This window comes from Roseococcus suduntuyensis, from assembly GCF_014196305.1.
In the GTDB taxonomy this organism is placed as follows: Bacteria; Pseudomonadota; Alphaproteobacteria; order Acetobacterales; family Acetobacteraceae; genus Roseococcus; species Roseococcus suduntuyensis.
Genome location: NZ_JACIDJ010000001.1, coordinates 195,096 through 207,833, shown reverse-complemented (window position 1 = coordinate 207,833; position 12,738 = coordinate 195,096). Strand labels below are relative to the sequence as shown.

Annotated in this window: 10 protein-coding genes; 4 read left to right on the top strand and 6 right to left on the bottom strand. The window is 72.7% G+C overall.

Annotated features, from left to right (window positions below):
• Window positions 1–7: 7 nt before the first annotated feature.
• Entirely contained in the window at window positions 8–892 is an 885-nt protein-coding gene (locus GGQ83_RS00940; RefSeq protein ID WP_184381720.1) for an alpha/beta fold hydrolase, read from the bottom strand.
• A gap of 92 nt (window positions 893–984) precedes the next feature.
• Between GGQ83_RS00940 and GGQ83_RS00935 the strand changes: the two genes are divergently transcribed.
• The 3 genes from GGQ83_RS00935 to GGQ83_RS00925 all read left to right on the top strand — a co-directional run bounded on the left by GGQ83_RS00935 (window position 985) and on the right by GGQ83_RS00925 (window position 3,519).
• Window positions 985–1,383 (top strand): carboxymuconolactone decarboxylase family protein, encoded by a 399-nt coding sequence (locus GGQ83_RS00935; RefSeq protein ID WP_184381719.1) that lies wholly within the window; start codon window positions 985–987, stop codon window positions 1,381–1,383.
• A gap of 2 nt (window positions 1,384–1,385) precedes the next feature.
• Entirely contained in the window at window positions 1,386–2,279 is an 894-nt protein-coding gene (locus GGQ83_RS00930; RefSeq protein ID WP_184381718.1) for an NAD(P)-dependent oxidoreductase, read from the top strand.
• Window positions 2,280–2,547: 268 nt separating this feature from the next.
• Window positions 2,548–3,519, top strand: a complete 972-nt coding sequence (locus tag GGQ83_RS00925; protein ID WP_184381717.1) for a Bug family tripartite tricarboxylate transporter substrate binding protein — start codon at window positions 2,548–2,550, stop codon at window positions 3,517–3,519.
• A 98-nt stretch (window positions 3,520–3,617) separates the two neighbouring features.
• Here the strand turns inward: GGQ83_RS00925 and GGQ83_RS00920 are convergent, their stop codons facing one another.
• The 5 genes from GGQ83_RS00920 to GGQ83_RS00900 form a co-directional block, all read right to left on the bottom strand.
• Window positions 3,618–7,322 (bottom strand): translocation/assembly module TamB domain-containing protein, encoded by a 3,705-nt coding sequence (locus GGQ83_RS00920; protein WP_184381716.1) that lies wholly within the window; start codon window positions 7,320–7,322, stop codon window positions 3,618–3,620.
• Complete coding sequence (locus GGQ83_RS00915) at window positions 7,322–9,124, bottom strand: autotransporter assembly complex protein TamA (RefSeq protein WP_184381715.1); 1,803 nt, start codon at window positions 9,122–9,124, stop codon at window positions 7,322–7,324. Before GGQ83_RS00915 ends, GGQ83_RS00920 begins: the two co-directional genes overlap by 1 nt.
• Window positions 9,125–9,290: 166 nt before the next feature.
• Complete coding sequence (locus GGQ83_RS00910) at window positions 9,291–10,124, bottom strand: ABC transporter substrate-binding protein (RefSeq protein ID WP_184381714.1); 834 nt, start codon at window positions 10,122–10,124, stop codon at window positions 9,291–9,293.
• On the bottom strand, window positions 10,121–10,834 hold the full coding sequence (locus tag GGQ83_RS00905) for a PIG-L deacetylase family protein (protein ID WP_184381713.1): 714 nt from the start codon (window positions 10,832–10,834) through the stop codon (window positions 10,121–10,123). The genes GGQ83_RS00910 and GGQ83_RS00905 overlap by 4 nt, the downstream gene beginning before the upstream one ends.
• Before the next feature lie 56 nt (window positions 10,835–10,890).
• Window positions 10,891–11,895 (bottom strand): glycosyl hydrolase family 8, encoded by a 1,005-nt coding sequence (locus GGQ83_RS00900; protein WP_184381712.1) that lies wholly within the window; start codon window positions 11,893–11,895, stop codon window positions 10,891–10,893.
• Between the two features lie 174 nt (window positions 11,896–12,069).
• On the opposite strand from GGQ83_RS00900, the gene GGQ83_RS00895 reads away from it, so the two are divergent.
• Window positions 12,070–12,738 (top strand): hypothetical protein, encoded by a 669-nt coding sequence (locus tag GGQ83_RS00895; RefSeq protein WP_184381711.1) that lies wholly within the window; start codon window positions 12,070–12,072, stop codon window positions 12,736–12,738.

Below are 12,738 nucleotides of genomic sequence, written 5' to 3'. Positions count from 1 at the left end.
CGCTGCTCTAGCCGCGCAGGAAGGGCTCCAGCGCGGCCAGCACCTCCTCCGGTGCCTCCTCGGCCAGGTAGTGCCCGCTGTTCACGGCGTGGCCGGAGACGGGGCCGCTGGCATAGTCGCGCCACACCGCCAGCGCATCATACCATTGCTGGATCTTGCCCTTGGCGCCCCACAGCGCCAGCAGCGGACAGGCGATGCGGTGGCCGGCGGCGCGGCTTTCGCGGTCATGCACCAGATCCAGCGTGGCGGCCGCGCGGTAATCCTCGCAGATGGAAGTCACGGTCCCTGGCAGGCGCAGCGCCGCCAGGTAGTCGGCGCGGGCTTCGGGGTGGAAGAAGCCGCGGTCCTTGGGTTCGCGGTTGGTGTGGATGTCGAACCAGAGTTCCACATCCTGCCCGATCAGCCGCTCGGGCTGCGGGTGCGGCTGGGCCAGCCAGAACCAGTGATAATAGCCCATGGCGAAGGCCATGTCGGCGTGCTCGAAATGGTGCAGGGTGGGCACCACGTCCATTAGGCAAAGGCGCTCCACGCGCGCGGCGTGGTCCAGCGCCAGGCGATGCGCCACCCGCGCGCCACGGTCATGCGCCACCACCTGGAAACGCCCGTGGCCGAGCTGTTCCATCAGTGCCGCCATGTCATCCGCCATGGCGCGCTTGGAATGCGCCGCGTGCTCCGCGCCCGCTCCCGGCTTGCCGGAGAAGCCATAGCCGCGCAGGTCGGGCGCCACCACGGTGAAGCGCCGCGCCAGCACGGGCGCCACGCGGTGCCACATGGCGTGGGTCTGCGGATTGCCGTGCAGCAGCAGCAGGGGCGGACCCTCGCCGCCGCGCCGCAGCCGGAGGGATTGGCCCGCGACATCGCGGGTTTCGAGCGTGAAGCCATCGAAGAACATGCCGGCATCGAAGCACCCGCCGCCCCCGTTGACCACCCGGCCCACCCGGCCCAGCCTGCCCGCGAAACCGGACCTGCAAGGGAGAGACCGCCATGGCCGACGACGACGCGCTGTTCGAGAAGGGCCTGCCCATCCGCCGCGAGGTGCTGGGCGCCGATTACGTGGACGCCAGCCTGGAGAAGGCCGACGACTTCATGATGGCCTTCCAGCGCATCACCACCTCCTGGGCCTGGGGCATGGCCTGGGGCGACCCGACGCTGGACCGCAAGACGCGCAGCATCATCAACCTCGCGATGCTGACGGCGCTCGGCAAGATTCCCGAGGTGAAGCTGCACGTGAAGGGCGCCTTGAACAACGGCGTCAGCGTGGACGAAATCCGCGCCACGCTCAGCCACGCCGCGGCCTATTGCGGCATCCCGGCCGCGCTCGACGCCTTCAAGGCGGCGCATGAGGTGCTCATCGCCGAAGGCGCCATCAAGGCGAAGAAGTAATCATGGCGCGCATCGCCTTTGCCGGCATCGGCAACATGGGCTGGCCCATGGCGGCCAACCTGATCAAGGCCGGGCATGACGTGGTGGTCAGCGACCTCTCGGCGGAGCGCGTTGCGCGCTTCGTCTCGGAGGTGGGCGGCAGCGGCGCGGCTTCGGCGGCCGAGGCCGCGTCCGGCGCCGATGCCCTCGTCACCATCCTGCCCACCAGCCGCGAGGTGGCGGTGGTGGCGACCCAGGTCGCGGACTTCCTGCCGAACGGCGCGCTGTTCATCGACATGACCTCGGGCAACCCGACCCGCACGCGCGAGATCGCGGAAAGCCTCGCCCCGCGCGGCATCCGCATGGTGGACTGCCCCGTCTCCGGCGGCGTGCCGCGCGCCAAGACGGGCGAGCTGGCCATCATGGCGGGCGGCAGCGACACGGACCTCGACGCCGCCGAGCCGATCCTGCGCGCCATGGGCACCTCCATCCACCGCTGCGGCGCCATCGGCGCGGGGCAGGCGATGAAGGCGCTGAACAATCTGGTGAGTGCGGGCGGGTTCCTCATCGGCATCGAGGCGCTGCTGATCGGCCAGAAGTTCGGCCTGGAGCCGGGGCTGATGGTGGATGTGCTGAACGCCTCGACGGGCATGAACAACTCCACCCAGAAGAAGTTCCGGCAGTTCGTGCTGTCGCGGCGCTTCGACAGCGGCTTCGGGCTGGACCTGATGGTGAAGGACCTCTCCATTGCGCTGGAGGTGGGCAAGGAGGCCGGCGTGCCCACGCCGCTCTCGGCGCTGACGCGCGAGATGTGGGCGGCGGCGGCGAAGAGCCTCGGCGCCGGAGAGGATCACACGGCGGTGGCGAAGCTCAGCGAGAACCTGTCGGGCCAGGTGCTGACGGGCGGAAACGGTTAGCCTTTGGTGGAAGCACCAACGGCGTGGTCCACGAGAGTTGATCACGCCGTTCCGCGCTTCCGCCGGGGCAACGGCGCGGACCAGGCTTCGGGTGAACCGGATCACGGTGCCCCGAAGCCGGATTTTGATCGCCGCCTGACCCCGCGATCCATGCGTCTTCACGCTTGCAAATCCTGACCCACCACAACTACCGTCCCTCCTCAATGGCCGTCTCGCTCGGCCAAACAAGAAAAGTCGGTCGGCATCGGCCGACGGAGGAGGAGACGAGATGACCGCACGGATCGCGCGCCGCGGCGCGCTGCTGGGCGCCGCCGCAATGCTGTCGCAGCCCGCCCTCGCCCAGGCGCGCTGGCCGAGCCGCCCCATCCGCATCCTCACCCCCTGGCCGCCGGGCGGGTCGCTCGACGCGCTGCAGCGGACGATGTTCGACATCGTGAGCCGCGACCTCGGCGTCTCCGTCGTGTCCGAGAACATGCCCGGCGCGCGCGGCACCCGTGCGGCCATGTTCCTGAAGCAGCAGGCGCAGCCCGATGGCTACACGCTGGCGCACCACCATCTGTCCATCCTGCGCCACCCCTTCCTGACCCGGCAGCCCACCTGGGACCCGGTGACGGACTTCACCTACATCATGCAGCTCTCGGGCTTCCTGTTCGGCACGGTGGTGCGGAACGACAGCCCCTATCGGACCCTGGCCGACGTCTTCGCCGCGGCGCGGGCGCGGCCCGGGCAGGTGTCCTATTCGACCTCGGGCGTCGCCACCACCAACCACCTGGCGATGGAGGAGCTTTGCGCGCGGGAGCGTGTGGAGATGCTGCACGTCCCCTTCCGCGGCGCGCAGGAGGGGGTGACCGCCCTGCTCGGACGGCAGATCGACATGATCGCCGACGCGCAGGCCTGGCGCCCGCAGGTGGAGACGGGTGATTTCCGCCTGCTCAGCGTCTGGACGCGCACGCGGCTGCCCTCCTTCCCCGACGCGCCCACCCTGAGCGAGCTGGGCTACGGCATGTCGGTCACGTCGCCCTATGGGTTCGTGGGGCCCCGGGGGCTGCCGCCCGAGATGGTGCACAGGCTGCACCAGTCCTTCCGCAAGGCCATGCAGGACGAGGCCGCCCAGGCGGTGATGCGCCGCTGGGAGATGCCTGACGAATATCTCGGCCCCGCCGAATACCTGTCCTTCGCGCAGGAGCGCACGGCCTATGAGCGGGAGACGGTGGCGCGGCTCAACCTCTCGATTGATTGAGCGCGCCGACAAAGCCCGTTCCGTTCCGTGATGGTTCGCGGCCCCACCGCGCGGGGCCGTGATCCATCACGGGCGGTGCTGCCCTCCCGGAAGCTGGGTCACCACTCGTAGGACCAGGTGATGCCCACCCGGTCGCCCGCCTCGCCCGTCTGGGTTTCCGCCTCCAGCCTGAGGCGCGGCGTCAGCTCCACCTGCACGCCCACGCCGGGGGCCGCGCCCGAGGTGCCCTGGCGCACGCCGACATAGACGCCCGGCGCGACATAGCGCCCGGCCTCCACGGTGGCGCCGCCGCCCTCCGCCGCGCCGGCCGAGAGCCGGTCCAGCCCCAGCGCCTCGCGGATGCGGCCCGTCACGCCGCCGCCCGAGGGCATGATGCCGGCCAGCTGCGCCACCGCCTGGGTGAGCGCGGCGATCTCGAAGGGCGAGAGGCGCTGCAATTCCCGGTCGAACAGCAGCCGCGCCAGCGCCTCGTCCTGCGGCAGGTCGGGCTGGGCGCCCACCGCCAGCTCCGGGGAATTGGCCGGGCCGCTGATGGTCAGCGTGATGGTGTGCGTGCGCGACCGCGTGGTGGCCAGGAAGTCCAGCGTCGGGATCAGCGTGCCCGTGTCGAAGCGCGCCGCACCCCGCGTCAGGTTCAGCACGCGCCCCGCCAGGTCGAACTGGCCGCGCCGCAGGTTGAAGGCGCCGGAGATGGTGGGGGCGACGAGGTTTCCGCCCACGCGGATATCACCCGACAGTTCCGCCTCCAGCCCACGCCCGCGCACGAAGATGGCGCGCGGGGCCACCACCTGCACGTCCAGCGTCAGCGGCGGGCCGGCGGGGGGCGCGGCGGCGGCGCGGGGCGGTGCGGGGGCCGGGCGGCCGGGCGGGCGCGGGCCCACTTCGCGCACCTCGCCCAGGGTGGGGATGCTGCCGCCGAACTGCTCCGGGATGCGGAGTTCCGCGCGCGTGATCTCGACGCGGCCTGACAAGCTTCCGCCGGCCAGGATCGGCCCGCGCAAGGTCAGGTCCGCGTTCAGCACCGCCTCGCCCAGCTCCGACTGCACGGGGCGGGCGTTGCGGGCGGTGAGGCGCAGTTCGGCCGGGATATTCTCGCCCAGCGGCTCCACCCAGCCCTCGCCGGAGATGGTGCCATTGCCGCGGGTGCGGGCGGAGAATTGCTGCAACACCAGCCGCTCGCCCTGGGCCACGAGGCGCGCCGTGATGCCCTCCAGCCGCACCCCCTGGGCGTCATTGCGATAGGTGGCGCCGGTGACGTTCGCGGTGCCGGTGAGTTGCGGCGCCTCCGGGCTGCCGGTCAGGCGCAGGTCGAGGTCGGCGCGGCCCGTCACCACATCGGCGCCCCCGGCCAGCAGCGGCCGGGTGATGGCGCCGAGGTCGAGCCGCCCTTGCAGCCGCGCCTCCGTGGCGGCGGCGGCCCCCAGCCCGCGCGGCTGGCTGGCGTTCAGCGTCAGCGCGATGCCGGGTCCGGCATTGATCTGCGCCTCGATGCGCGCGGCCTCGGGTGTCACGGTGCCGGTGGCGGTGAGGCGCGCGGCGGGCAGGCCTTCCAGCGCGGTGGCGCGCAACCCCTCGCCGCGCAGGTCGAAGCGGGCCTGGGGCGCGGCGAGACTGCCCGCGACATTCACCTGCCCCGCCATGGTGCCCACCACCGCGCCCGCGGTGAAGGGCGCCAATGGCAGGGCGGCGAGTTCGGCGCGGCCCGTCAGCGCCTCGCCCCGCGTCTGTCCCTGCACGACCAGGCGCCCGCCGCGCGAGGCGTTGAAGCGGGCCGGGGAGAGCGTCACGTCGCCATTGGCCACGCGCGTCACACGCGCCTCGCCCTGCAGCCTTGCGGCATCCTGGCCGGAGGCGAGGTTGAGGCGTGTGAAGACGGCCTCCGCCGCCTCGTCGCCCACGCGGATGCGGGCGCTGGCCTCCACGCTGGCCATGTCGCTGCGGGCGTTGAGTTCCAGCCGGGCCTCCGCCAGCGTGCCGCCCAGGCTGAAATCCAACCGCCCGCGCTGCCCCGCGATGGCGAAGCCGGGGCTGACCACGCGCAGGGCGAAGCGCTGGGCGGCGGGGCCGGTGGCGCCCTCGACGGGAGCGGCGCTGGCCTCGGCGCTCAGCGCGCCGGTGACGGGCTGGCCGATGAAGGGCGCCAGCACCGAAAGATCCGGGATGGCCAGCGCCAGTTCCGCCTGCTGTTGCCCGTCAGGCCAGGCGAAGCGGCCGCCGCCGCGCAGGGTGATGCCGGCCCAGGCGCCGTCCAGCGCGCGGATGTCCACGCGGCCCTCGGCATCTTGCCGCACCTCGGCGCGGAGCGTCAGCGGTCGTTCGTCCAGCGTGCCATTGGCGTCCAGCGCCACATGTTGCGGGCTGGCCTGGACCGTGACGCGCAATGGACCGGCGCGGCGGCCGGCATAGACCAGTGCCTCGGTGGCCAGCACGGCGTCGAGCTGGGGCGCCTCCAGCGTGCCGGTGGCGCGGCCTTCCAGGGTGACGGTGCCCTCAGCCTCGGGCGGGTCGGTGACGCGGGCGGTGATGTCGAGCGCCAGGGGCGCCTCGCCGGAGGTGGGGATGGCGCCGGCCACCCGTGCCTCCAGCCGCGCCCCTTGCAGCGCGAGCGCGGAGTCGCGGCCGTGCTCGGCATAGCGGGCTTCGAGGGTCAGCACCTCGCCCAGCAGCGGGTCGGCGGGGGTGTTGGTGCGCGGGTCGGTGATGCGGGCGGTGAGGGTGGCGCTGGGGTTGTCCTGCGTGCCGCCGAAGCGGGCGGTGGCGGTGGCGGTGCCATAGGTGATGCCCTCGGGCAGGAAGGGCGCGAAGAGGGCGGCGGCGCCGGGGTCGAGCTGGGCCTCGCCCGCCAGCGCGCCATGGGCGGCGAGGGTGGCGCGGCCTTCCAGCCGCCCACCGGGCGCGGTGGCCACCACGCGGTCCAGAGCGAGGTCGCCCTCGGCGGAATAGCGCAGCGCGAAGTCCAGCCCGACCGTGGCGGCCAAAGGCGCGTAGTCCGCCGGCACGAAGGGGCCGGGCAGGGCATCGAGCCGCCCCGAGGCCGCCACCGCGCCGCCCGCCAAGGCGAGGTCGCCCGCGCCGGTCACGCGGGCCTCGCCCAGCGTCGCGTCCAGGCGCCAGGCCTGGCTGTCCAGGGCCAGTTCGGCGTTGAAGGGCGCCTCGGGCTGGCCCGCGGCGGTGGCGATCACGCCGCCCGGCGGTTCGCTGGCGGCGAGGCGGGCCACCAGCCGGTCGCCCTCCAACTCGGCCACGAGATCGGCGGTGCCGGGGGCGTCCAGGCGCCGCACCGCCAGTTCCACCGAGGCTGCCTGTCCCGCCAGACGCGCATGGCCGCGCGCGGAGAGCGCCGCCGGCCCGCCGGGCACGCCCGCACCCAGTTCCAGCCGCGCCACATCGAGCGCGTCCAGCCGGATCGCCACGGGAAGCTGTGGCAGGCTGGGCAGGGTGATGCCGGGGGTGGGGTCCGGGTCCGGCTCGCCCTCCGGCAGGCGGGCCAGGTGGATGCGCGCCGCCTCCAGCCGGGTGATGTGCGCCTCGCGCCCGAACAGCGCGGTCCATTCCAGGCGCAGCGAGGCATCCTCCACCGTCAGCCAGACGCCCTGTTCATCGGCGAGCGTGGCGCGGGTGAGGGAGAGGCGGCCGGGCAGCGGCCCCGACACGCCTTCCAGCACCAGGCCGGGCACCGCCCATTGCGCCACCCGCGCCACCTGCCGGTTGCCCAGCGGCGTGGCCAGCAGGAAGCCCAGCGCCAGGGCGGTGAGAAGCAGCAGCGAGGCGACGAGCCACGCGAAGATTCGCAGCGCGCGCATCAGAAGGCGTGGCCGATGCCGAGATAAATGCCGAAATTGCCGCTGCCCGGCTGGCGCACCAGCGGCATGGCGATGTCGGCGCGCACCGGCCCGAAGGCGGTGTAGTAGCGCACGCCCACGCCGGCGCCGACGCGCAGCGCATCGGTGGGGGTGAAGGGCTCCAGCCCCACCCCGCCCGCATCCAGGAAGGCCACGCCGCCCAGGTTGCTGCCGAAACGCTGACGCAGTTCCACGCTGCCCTCGATCACGCTGGCGCCGCCGCGCGGGCGGCCCTGGGCGTCGCGCGGCCCGATGGTCTGGAAGCCATAGCCGCGCACCGAACCGCCGCCGCCCGCGAAGAAGCGCTGGGCGACGGGCACGTCCTCGGCCTCGGCGTTGAGCAGGCTGCCCAGGCTGCCGCGCAGCGCCAGCACGGTGCGGCCTGTGCCCTGGAAATCAATGTAGGTGCTGGCGGTGGCGCGCACCGGCACATAGGCCTGGGCGCGGCTGAGCGAGTAGCTGGGCGTCACGTCGAAGCGCAGGCGCCAGCCCCGCGTGGGGTCCAGCGCGCTGTTGGTGTTGTCGAAGCGCGCCTGGGTGGCGAAGCCCACCATGTTGCTCGGCCGCAGCGGGCCGCCGGGCAGGCCGGAGCGGCCGATCTCGCCCGTCGGGCCCGCGCTCAGCGTCCAATGCCGGCCGAAGCGCTGCTCATAGAGGATGGAGGCGGTGATGGCGTCGCGGTCGTAGCTGTCCAGGCGCTCGCGCAGCACCGCCGTGTTCACCACCAGCGTGCCGGGGAAGCCCATCGGGAAGGGCTGGCGGTAGCTGGCGGACAGCCGGGCATTGGTGCGTTCGTAGCTTTCGCCGAGCCGGCTGATCGCGGCCTCGACCCGCAGCCGCTCGGCATTGCCGAAGAGGTTCCGGTGCTCCCAGGCGCCGGTCAGGGCCAGGCCGAAATTGGTTTCATAGGCGGCGGTGGCGGTCAGTGCGCGGAAGGGGCGTTCGGTGACGTGGAAGGTGACGGGGAAGCGGCCCTCCGCATCCAGCGCCGTGCCTTCCTCCGCCCGCACGGCGCCGAAGGGGCCGAGCGCCAGCAGGTCCGCCCGCGCCTCCGCCACCAGCCCGGGGCTGTAGTGCCAGGAACGCAGCCGCAGGGCCGCGACGCGCTGCGCCACCTCCGGGTTCACCGCCACGGTGCCCGCCACGCTGGGCGGGGCGAAGGTGGCGCGGGGGCCGGGCGCGGCGAGGAAGGTCACGTCCATCGCGGCCGCGCCATGGTCCACGGTCACGCGGCGCTCCACGCGGGCGAGCGGGCGGCCCTCGGCGCGCCAGGTGGTCAATGCCGCGGTCTCTGCGGCCAGCACCGTCTCGGCGCGGGCGGGCTGGCCGGGGCGCAGCAGGATGGGCGCGGCGCCCTCGGTGTTGATGCTCCGCAGCGTGTAGCGGGTGCCGGGCGTGGACCGGATTTCCAGCGCGATGGGGGTGGGCAGGGTGGCGAGCTGTTCCGCGGTGGGCGGCGGGCTGCCGGGCGGGCTGCCGGCCAGCGCCACCTGCGCCTGCCCGGCCCAAAACCCCTCGGATTCGAAGGCGGGGCGCAGCCGGTCCGGCTCGGCGCCGATGCGCGCGGCGAGGCCCAGCGCATCGGTGGGCGCGCGTTCCTGCAGGCGGATGAGGGGGGAGGCGGCCTGGAGCAGGCTGTCCAGCTCCTCGATGCCGGTCGGCACCACGGTGGTGCGATAGGGCAGGGCGCCGGGCAGGGCATCGCTGAAGGCCGGGGTTTCCTGCGCGGCCAGGCGCGAGGCACCGGGCAGCGCCAGCGCCATTCCGCATAACAGAAGGGCGGCCGGCCGGAGACAGAAAAACCTTGTGTGTCGCGGCGTCATTCCCAACAGGCTACCCCATTCTTGCCCCGCCCGGCATGTCCCGCCGGAGGCGCGATGCGCGGGGTGGACCGGCTGAACGCGCGATTACTCCTGCGGTTGCCAGCTGTTACCGGAAGCGATCCGGTGTTCCTGCCCAGATTTCATGTAGGGTCAGGGCGCGTTCCGTCAGCCCCTGGGCCTGGCAGAGCCGGGCGGCGGCGGCCAGCGGCGCGGACAGGGCCGCGCGGCGATGCACCTCGATGCCCCCCGCCCGCAGCCGGGCCAGCAGGGCGGAAAGCGCATCGGGCCGCGCGGCGGCGACATCGGCGCGGGCCACCAGCACATGGTTGATGGGCATGAAACCATGCGTGGCAATGAACTGGGCGGCGGCGGCCTCGTGGTCGGCGATGACGGGCAGGACATCGGGCGTGCCGGCGCCCTCGCTGCCGAAGATGGCCGCGTCCAGCTCGCCGGCTAACAGCATCGCGGTCATGTCGGCGCTGGCGGAAGCACGTTCGCACCAGGGCGGGTCCTGGTAGCCGGCCACATGCGCATCCTCGAAGGTGACCCAGCGCAGGGCATCGGCGGGCAGGCCATGGCGCTCGGCCAGGATGCCGCGCAGCCAGAGCGCCGTGGTCTGGCTGTAGGCGCGCACGCCCACGCGGCGGCCGCGCAGATCCTCGGGGTTGCGGACGGGGCCGCCGCGCCGCGCCAGCAGCGAGGCCTCCGGGTGGCGGGCGGAGAGGATGGCGGGCAGCAGCACGATGTGGGCGCCCGCCGCCTTGGCCATCAGGAAGGTGGCGATGGCCAGTTCGCTCACCTCATACCGCCCTTCCCGCACCATGGGGGCGAAGGCGCGGGTGATGTTGGGCATTTCCGCCAGGGCGAAGCCCGTGGGGTCCGCGAACAGCGCCGCCGTGCGCGGCGTGCGGCCGATGGCGACGTGCAGGGCCGCGCTCATCCCAGCGTCTCGACCACATGGGGGAAGACGGACTGGTAGCCTTCCCCGTGCTTGATGGACTTGTCGCTGTTGCGGGCGGCCTGGGCACCGCGCTGGAGCGCCACGCGGGTGTAGTATTCCCAGAGATGCTCCTGCCCCGCCATGCACTCGATGGCGGCGCGCTTCTTCTCCCACACGGGCGAGATGTCCAGCAGCACGTCGGGCTTCCAGTCGCATTGCTCGGGCTGGTGGGGCTCGAAGAGGAAGACGGGCGGCGCACCCAGCACCTTCTGGCCCGGGTTGTGGCCATGCGCCTGGGCGGTGATGCGGGCGTGCTGGGCGAAGTCGGTCACGGCCGGGTGGTCGTGGTTGTAGATGTCGGCCTTGCTGTGGGTCAGCACGAATTTCGGGTGGATGGCGCGGTAGAGGTCCACCAGGCGGTAGAAAGCTGCTTCGTTCAGGTTGATGGGGTAGTCGCCCAGATCCCAGAATTGGATGTCATGCACGCCGAGGTGCCGGGCGGCGGCCTTCGCCTCCTCCTCGCGCGCGGCCTTCACGCGGTCCAGCGTCATGCCCGGCTGGCGCCAGAGCTTCGCGGATTCGCCCCGTTCGCCGTAGCTCAGGCACACCACCGTCACCTCCCAGCCCTTCGCGGCGTGCAGCGCGATGGCGCCGCCGGCGCGCCAGACGAAATCGGCGGAATGGGCGCTGACGACGAGGGCGGTGGGCATGGGGGGAATCCTCCGACGGGTGTTTGCCCTTGCCTCCCACAGAATGCGCCCGCCGCCTACACCCGCAGCAGGTCCCGCCAGGCCATCCGCGCCAGCATGACCAGGGCGGCGGAATAGTATTCCCCCTGCGCCTGGGCCACGCGCGGCAGGACCGCCCGTGCCCCCGCGCCATCGCGCAGCGCCTTCGACAGCAGCCCCACGGCGCGGATGCCGGGGTTGGCGGGGTAGGGGGCCAGCACGCCGCTGGGCAGTTCCGTCCAGGCGGGCATGGGGGCGCCGGGGCCGCGATGCGTCCAGAAATCGGCGCAGGCGCGCACCACGGCATGCGCGCCCGAGCCGCCCCAGCACAGGTTCAGCGGAATCCGCACCGCGTCGAAGCTGAAGCGCGGCGGCCAGTTCCGCGCGATCCGCAGCGCGCCGGTGTCGGCCTGGATTTCCAGCCAGTCGGGCGGAAGCTGCCATTGGCCGAAGCGCGCCTCCTCCAGCAGGCCCAGCGCGTCCATCTCGACGCGCGTCCAGGTGGCGTCGCGCAGCTCCCGCCCCAGCTCCTGCAGGGCGGGCAGGATGATGTAGGAGAGGTTCACCACCACCCGGTTGGCCGCGCGGAAGCCATAGGCGCCCGGCAGCAGCAGCCAGCGCCGGCCCAGGTTCAGGAAACACAGGCGTTGCAGGTCCCGCGCGATGGCCAGGCCGCGCTGGGTATATTCCGGATGGCGCCATTTGCGCCCGGCCTCGACCAACGCCCAGGCGATCATCAGGTCGCCATCGCTCGCGTTGTTGAGGTCGGTGACGGGGGGCGTGCCGTCGGGGGTGAAGCGCCAGGCGAAGAGGTTGTCGTTGGGCCGTTTCAGCGAGGCCAGCGTCCAGGCCAGGATGCGCTGGAAGGCCTGGCGATCATCGGCGCGGACGGCGCCATAGAGCCCATAGCCCTGCCCCTCGCTGTGCGACACGTTGCGGTTGCCCGTGTCCACCACCCGCCCATCCGGGGCGAGGAAGCGGGTGCGGAAGACGTTCCAGTCCTCGGCGTCGCTGCCGGCCGGGCTGCCTTGGGCGATGCCCATGGCCCCGACCGCGCCGGCCGCCATCAGAAGACAATGCCGACGCATGAACTCCGGCTTGCCATCTTGCGCGGAAACAATGATGAATGTCCCCGACATGTGTTAGGAATTCGACCAGGGAACGGGAATTGACCAATGTTGAGTCGGGTTTCCTTTTTTGGAAGCTTGCGGGCGGCGATGGTGTTCACCGCGCTGGTGATGGCGCCCGCCCAGGCCACGGAGGCGCCCCCCGCCGAAGAAGGCGCGCGTTTCGAAGGACTTCGCCTCGAACTGCTGGCCACCGCCCGCGACATAGACCTCGACATGTCGCGGCTGGAGGTGGTGGAGGTGCTGCGCGGCGCGGGCTTTTCCATCGAGGTGGAGGCGGACCTGCCGCCCGATGGGCTGACGCGCATGCTGCTGGCCGTCCCCGCCGAGGATGATTGCCTGCCCCGCGGCGCCCCCTTCGTCTGCCCCAATATCCGCGTGAACTTCCTGAACGACCCGCAGCGCGGGCTGCGCGTGGTCCGCATCGAGGCCTTCCAGACCATCGAGGGCGGGGCCACGGTGGCCGAGGTCTTCGCCCATGTGGGCGCCGCCATGGGCCCGCCGCTGCAAACCCAGTCCTGGCCCGAGATGGTGCGCGGCGGCGCCGTCAGCGTCTGGCGCCAGCGCTGGCAGGAGGGGGTGGGCCAGGGCCCGCTGCTGGAGATCCTGGCCACGCAGGAACGCGCGGGCGGCTCCCCGCTCGGCATCAGCAACCCGCATGAGCGGGCGGTGGGCGTGGGTTATGTGCGCGCCGACCCCGATGTGGAGGGCGCCTTCGCCTCGGTGCGGCGCCGCCTGCTGAGTGGCCGGGGCGGCTGA

Coding starts and splice junctions, on each gene's coding strand:
- GGQ83_RS00940 (WP_184381720.1), bottom strand. CDS start 892: ATGTTCTTCGATGGCTTCACGCTCGAAACCCGCGATGTCGCGGGCCAA.
- GGQ83_RS00935 (WP_184381719.1), top strand. CDS start 985: ATGGCCGACGACGACGCGCTGTTCGAGAAGGGCCTGCCCATCCGCCGC.
- GGQ83_RS00930 (WP_184381718.1), top strand. CDS start 1,386: ATGGCGCGCATCGCCTTTGCCGGCATCGGCAACATGGGCTGGCCCATG.
- GGQ83_RS00925 (WP_184381717.1), top strand. CDS start 2,548: ATGACCGCACGGATCGCGCGCCGCGGCGCGCTGCTGGGCGCCGCCGCA.
- GGQ83_RS00920 (WP_184381716.1), bottom strand. CDS start 7,322: ATGCGCGCGCTGCGAATCTTCGCGTGGCTCGTCGCCTCGCTGCTGCTT.
- GGQ83_RS00915 (WP_184381715.1), bottom strand. CDS start 9,124: ATGGCGCTGGCGCTGCCCGGTGCCTCGCGCCTGGCCGCGCAGGAAACC.
- GGQ83_RS00910 (WP_184381714.1), bottom strand. CDS start 10,124: ATGAGCGCGGCCCTGCACGTCGCCATCGGCCGCACGCCGCGCACGGCG.
- GGQ83_RS00905 (WP_184381713.1), bottom strand. CDS start 10,834: ATGCCCACCGCCCTCGTCGTCAGCGCCCATTCCGCCGATTTCGTCTGG.
- GGQ83_RS00900 (WP_184381712.1), bottom strand. CDS start 11,895: ATGGGCATCGCCCAAGGCAGCCCGGCCGGCAGCGACGCCGAGGACTGG.
- GGQ83_RS00895 (WP_184381711.1), top strand. CDS start 12,070: ATGGTGTTCACCGCGCTGGTGATGGCGCCCGCCCAGGCCACGGAGGCG.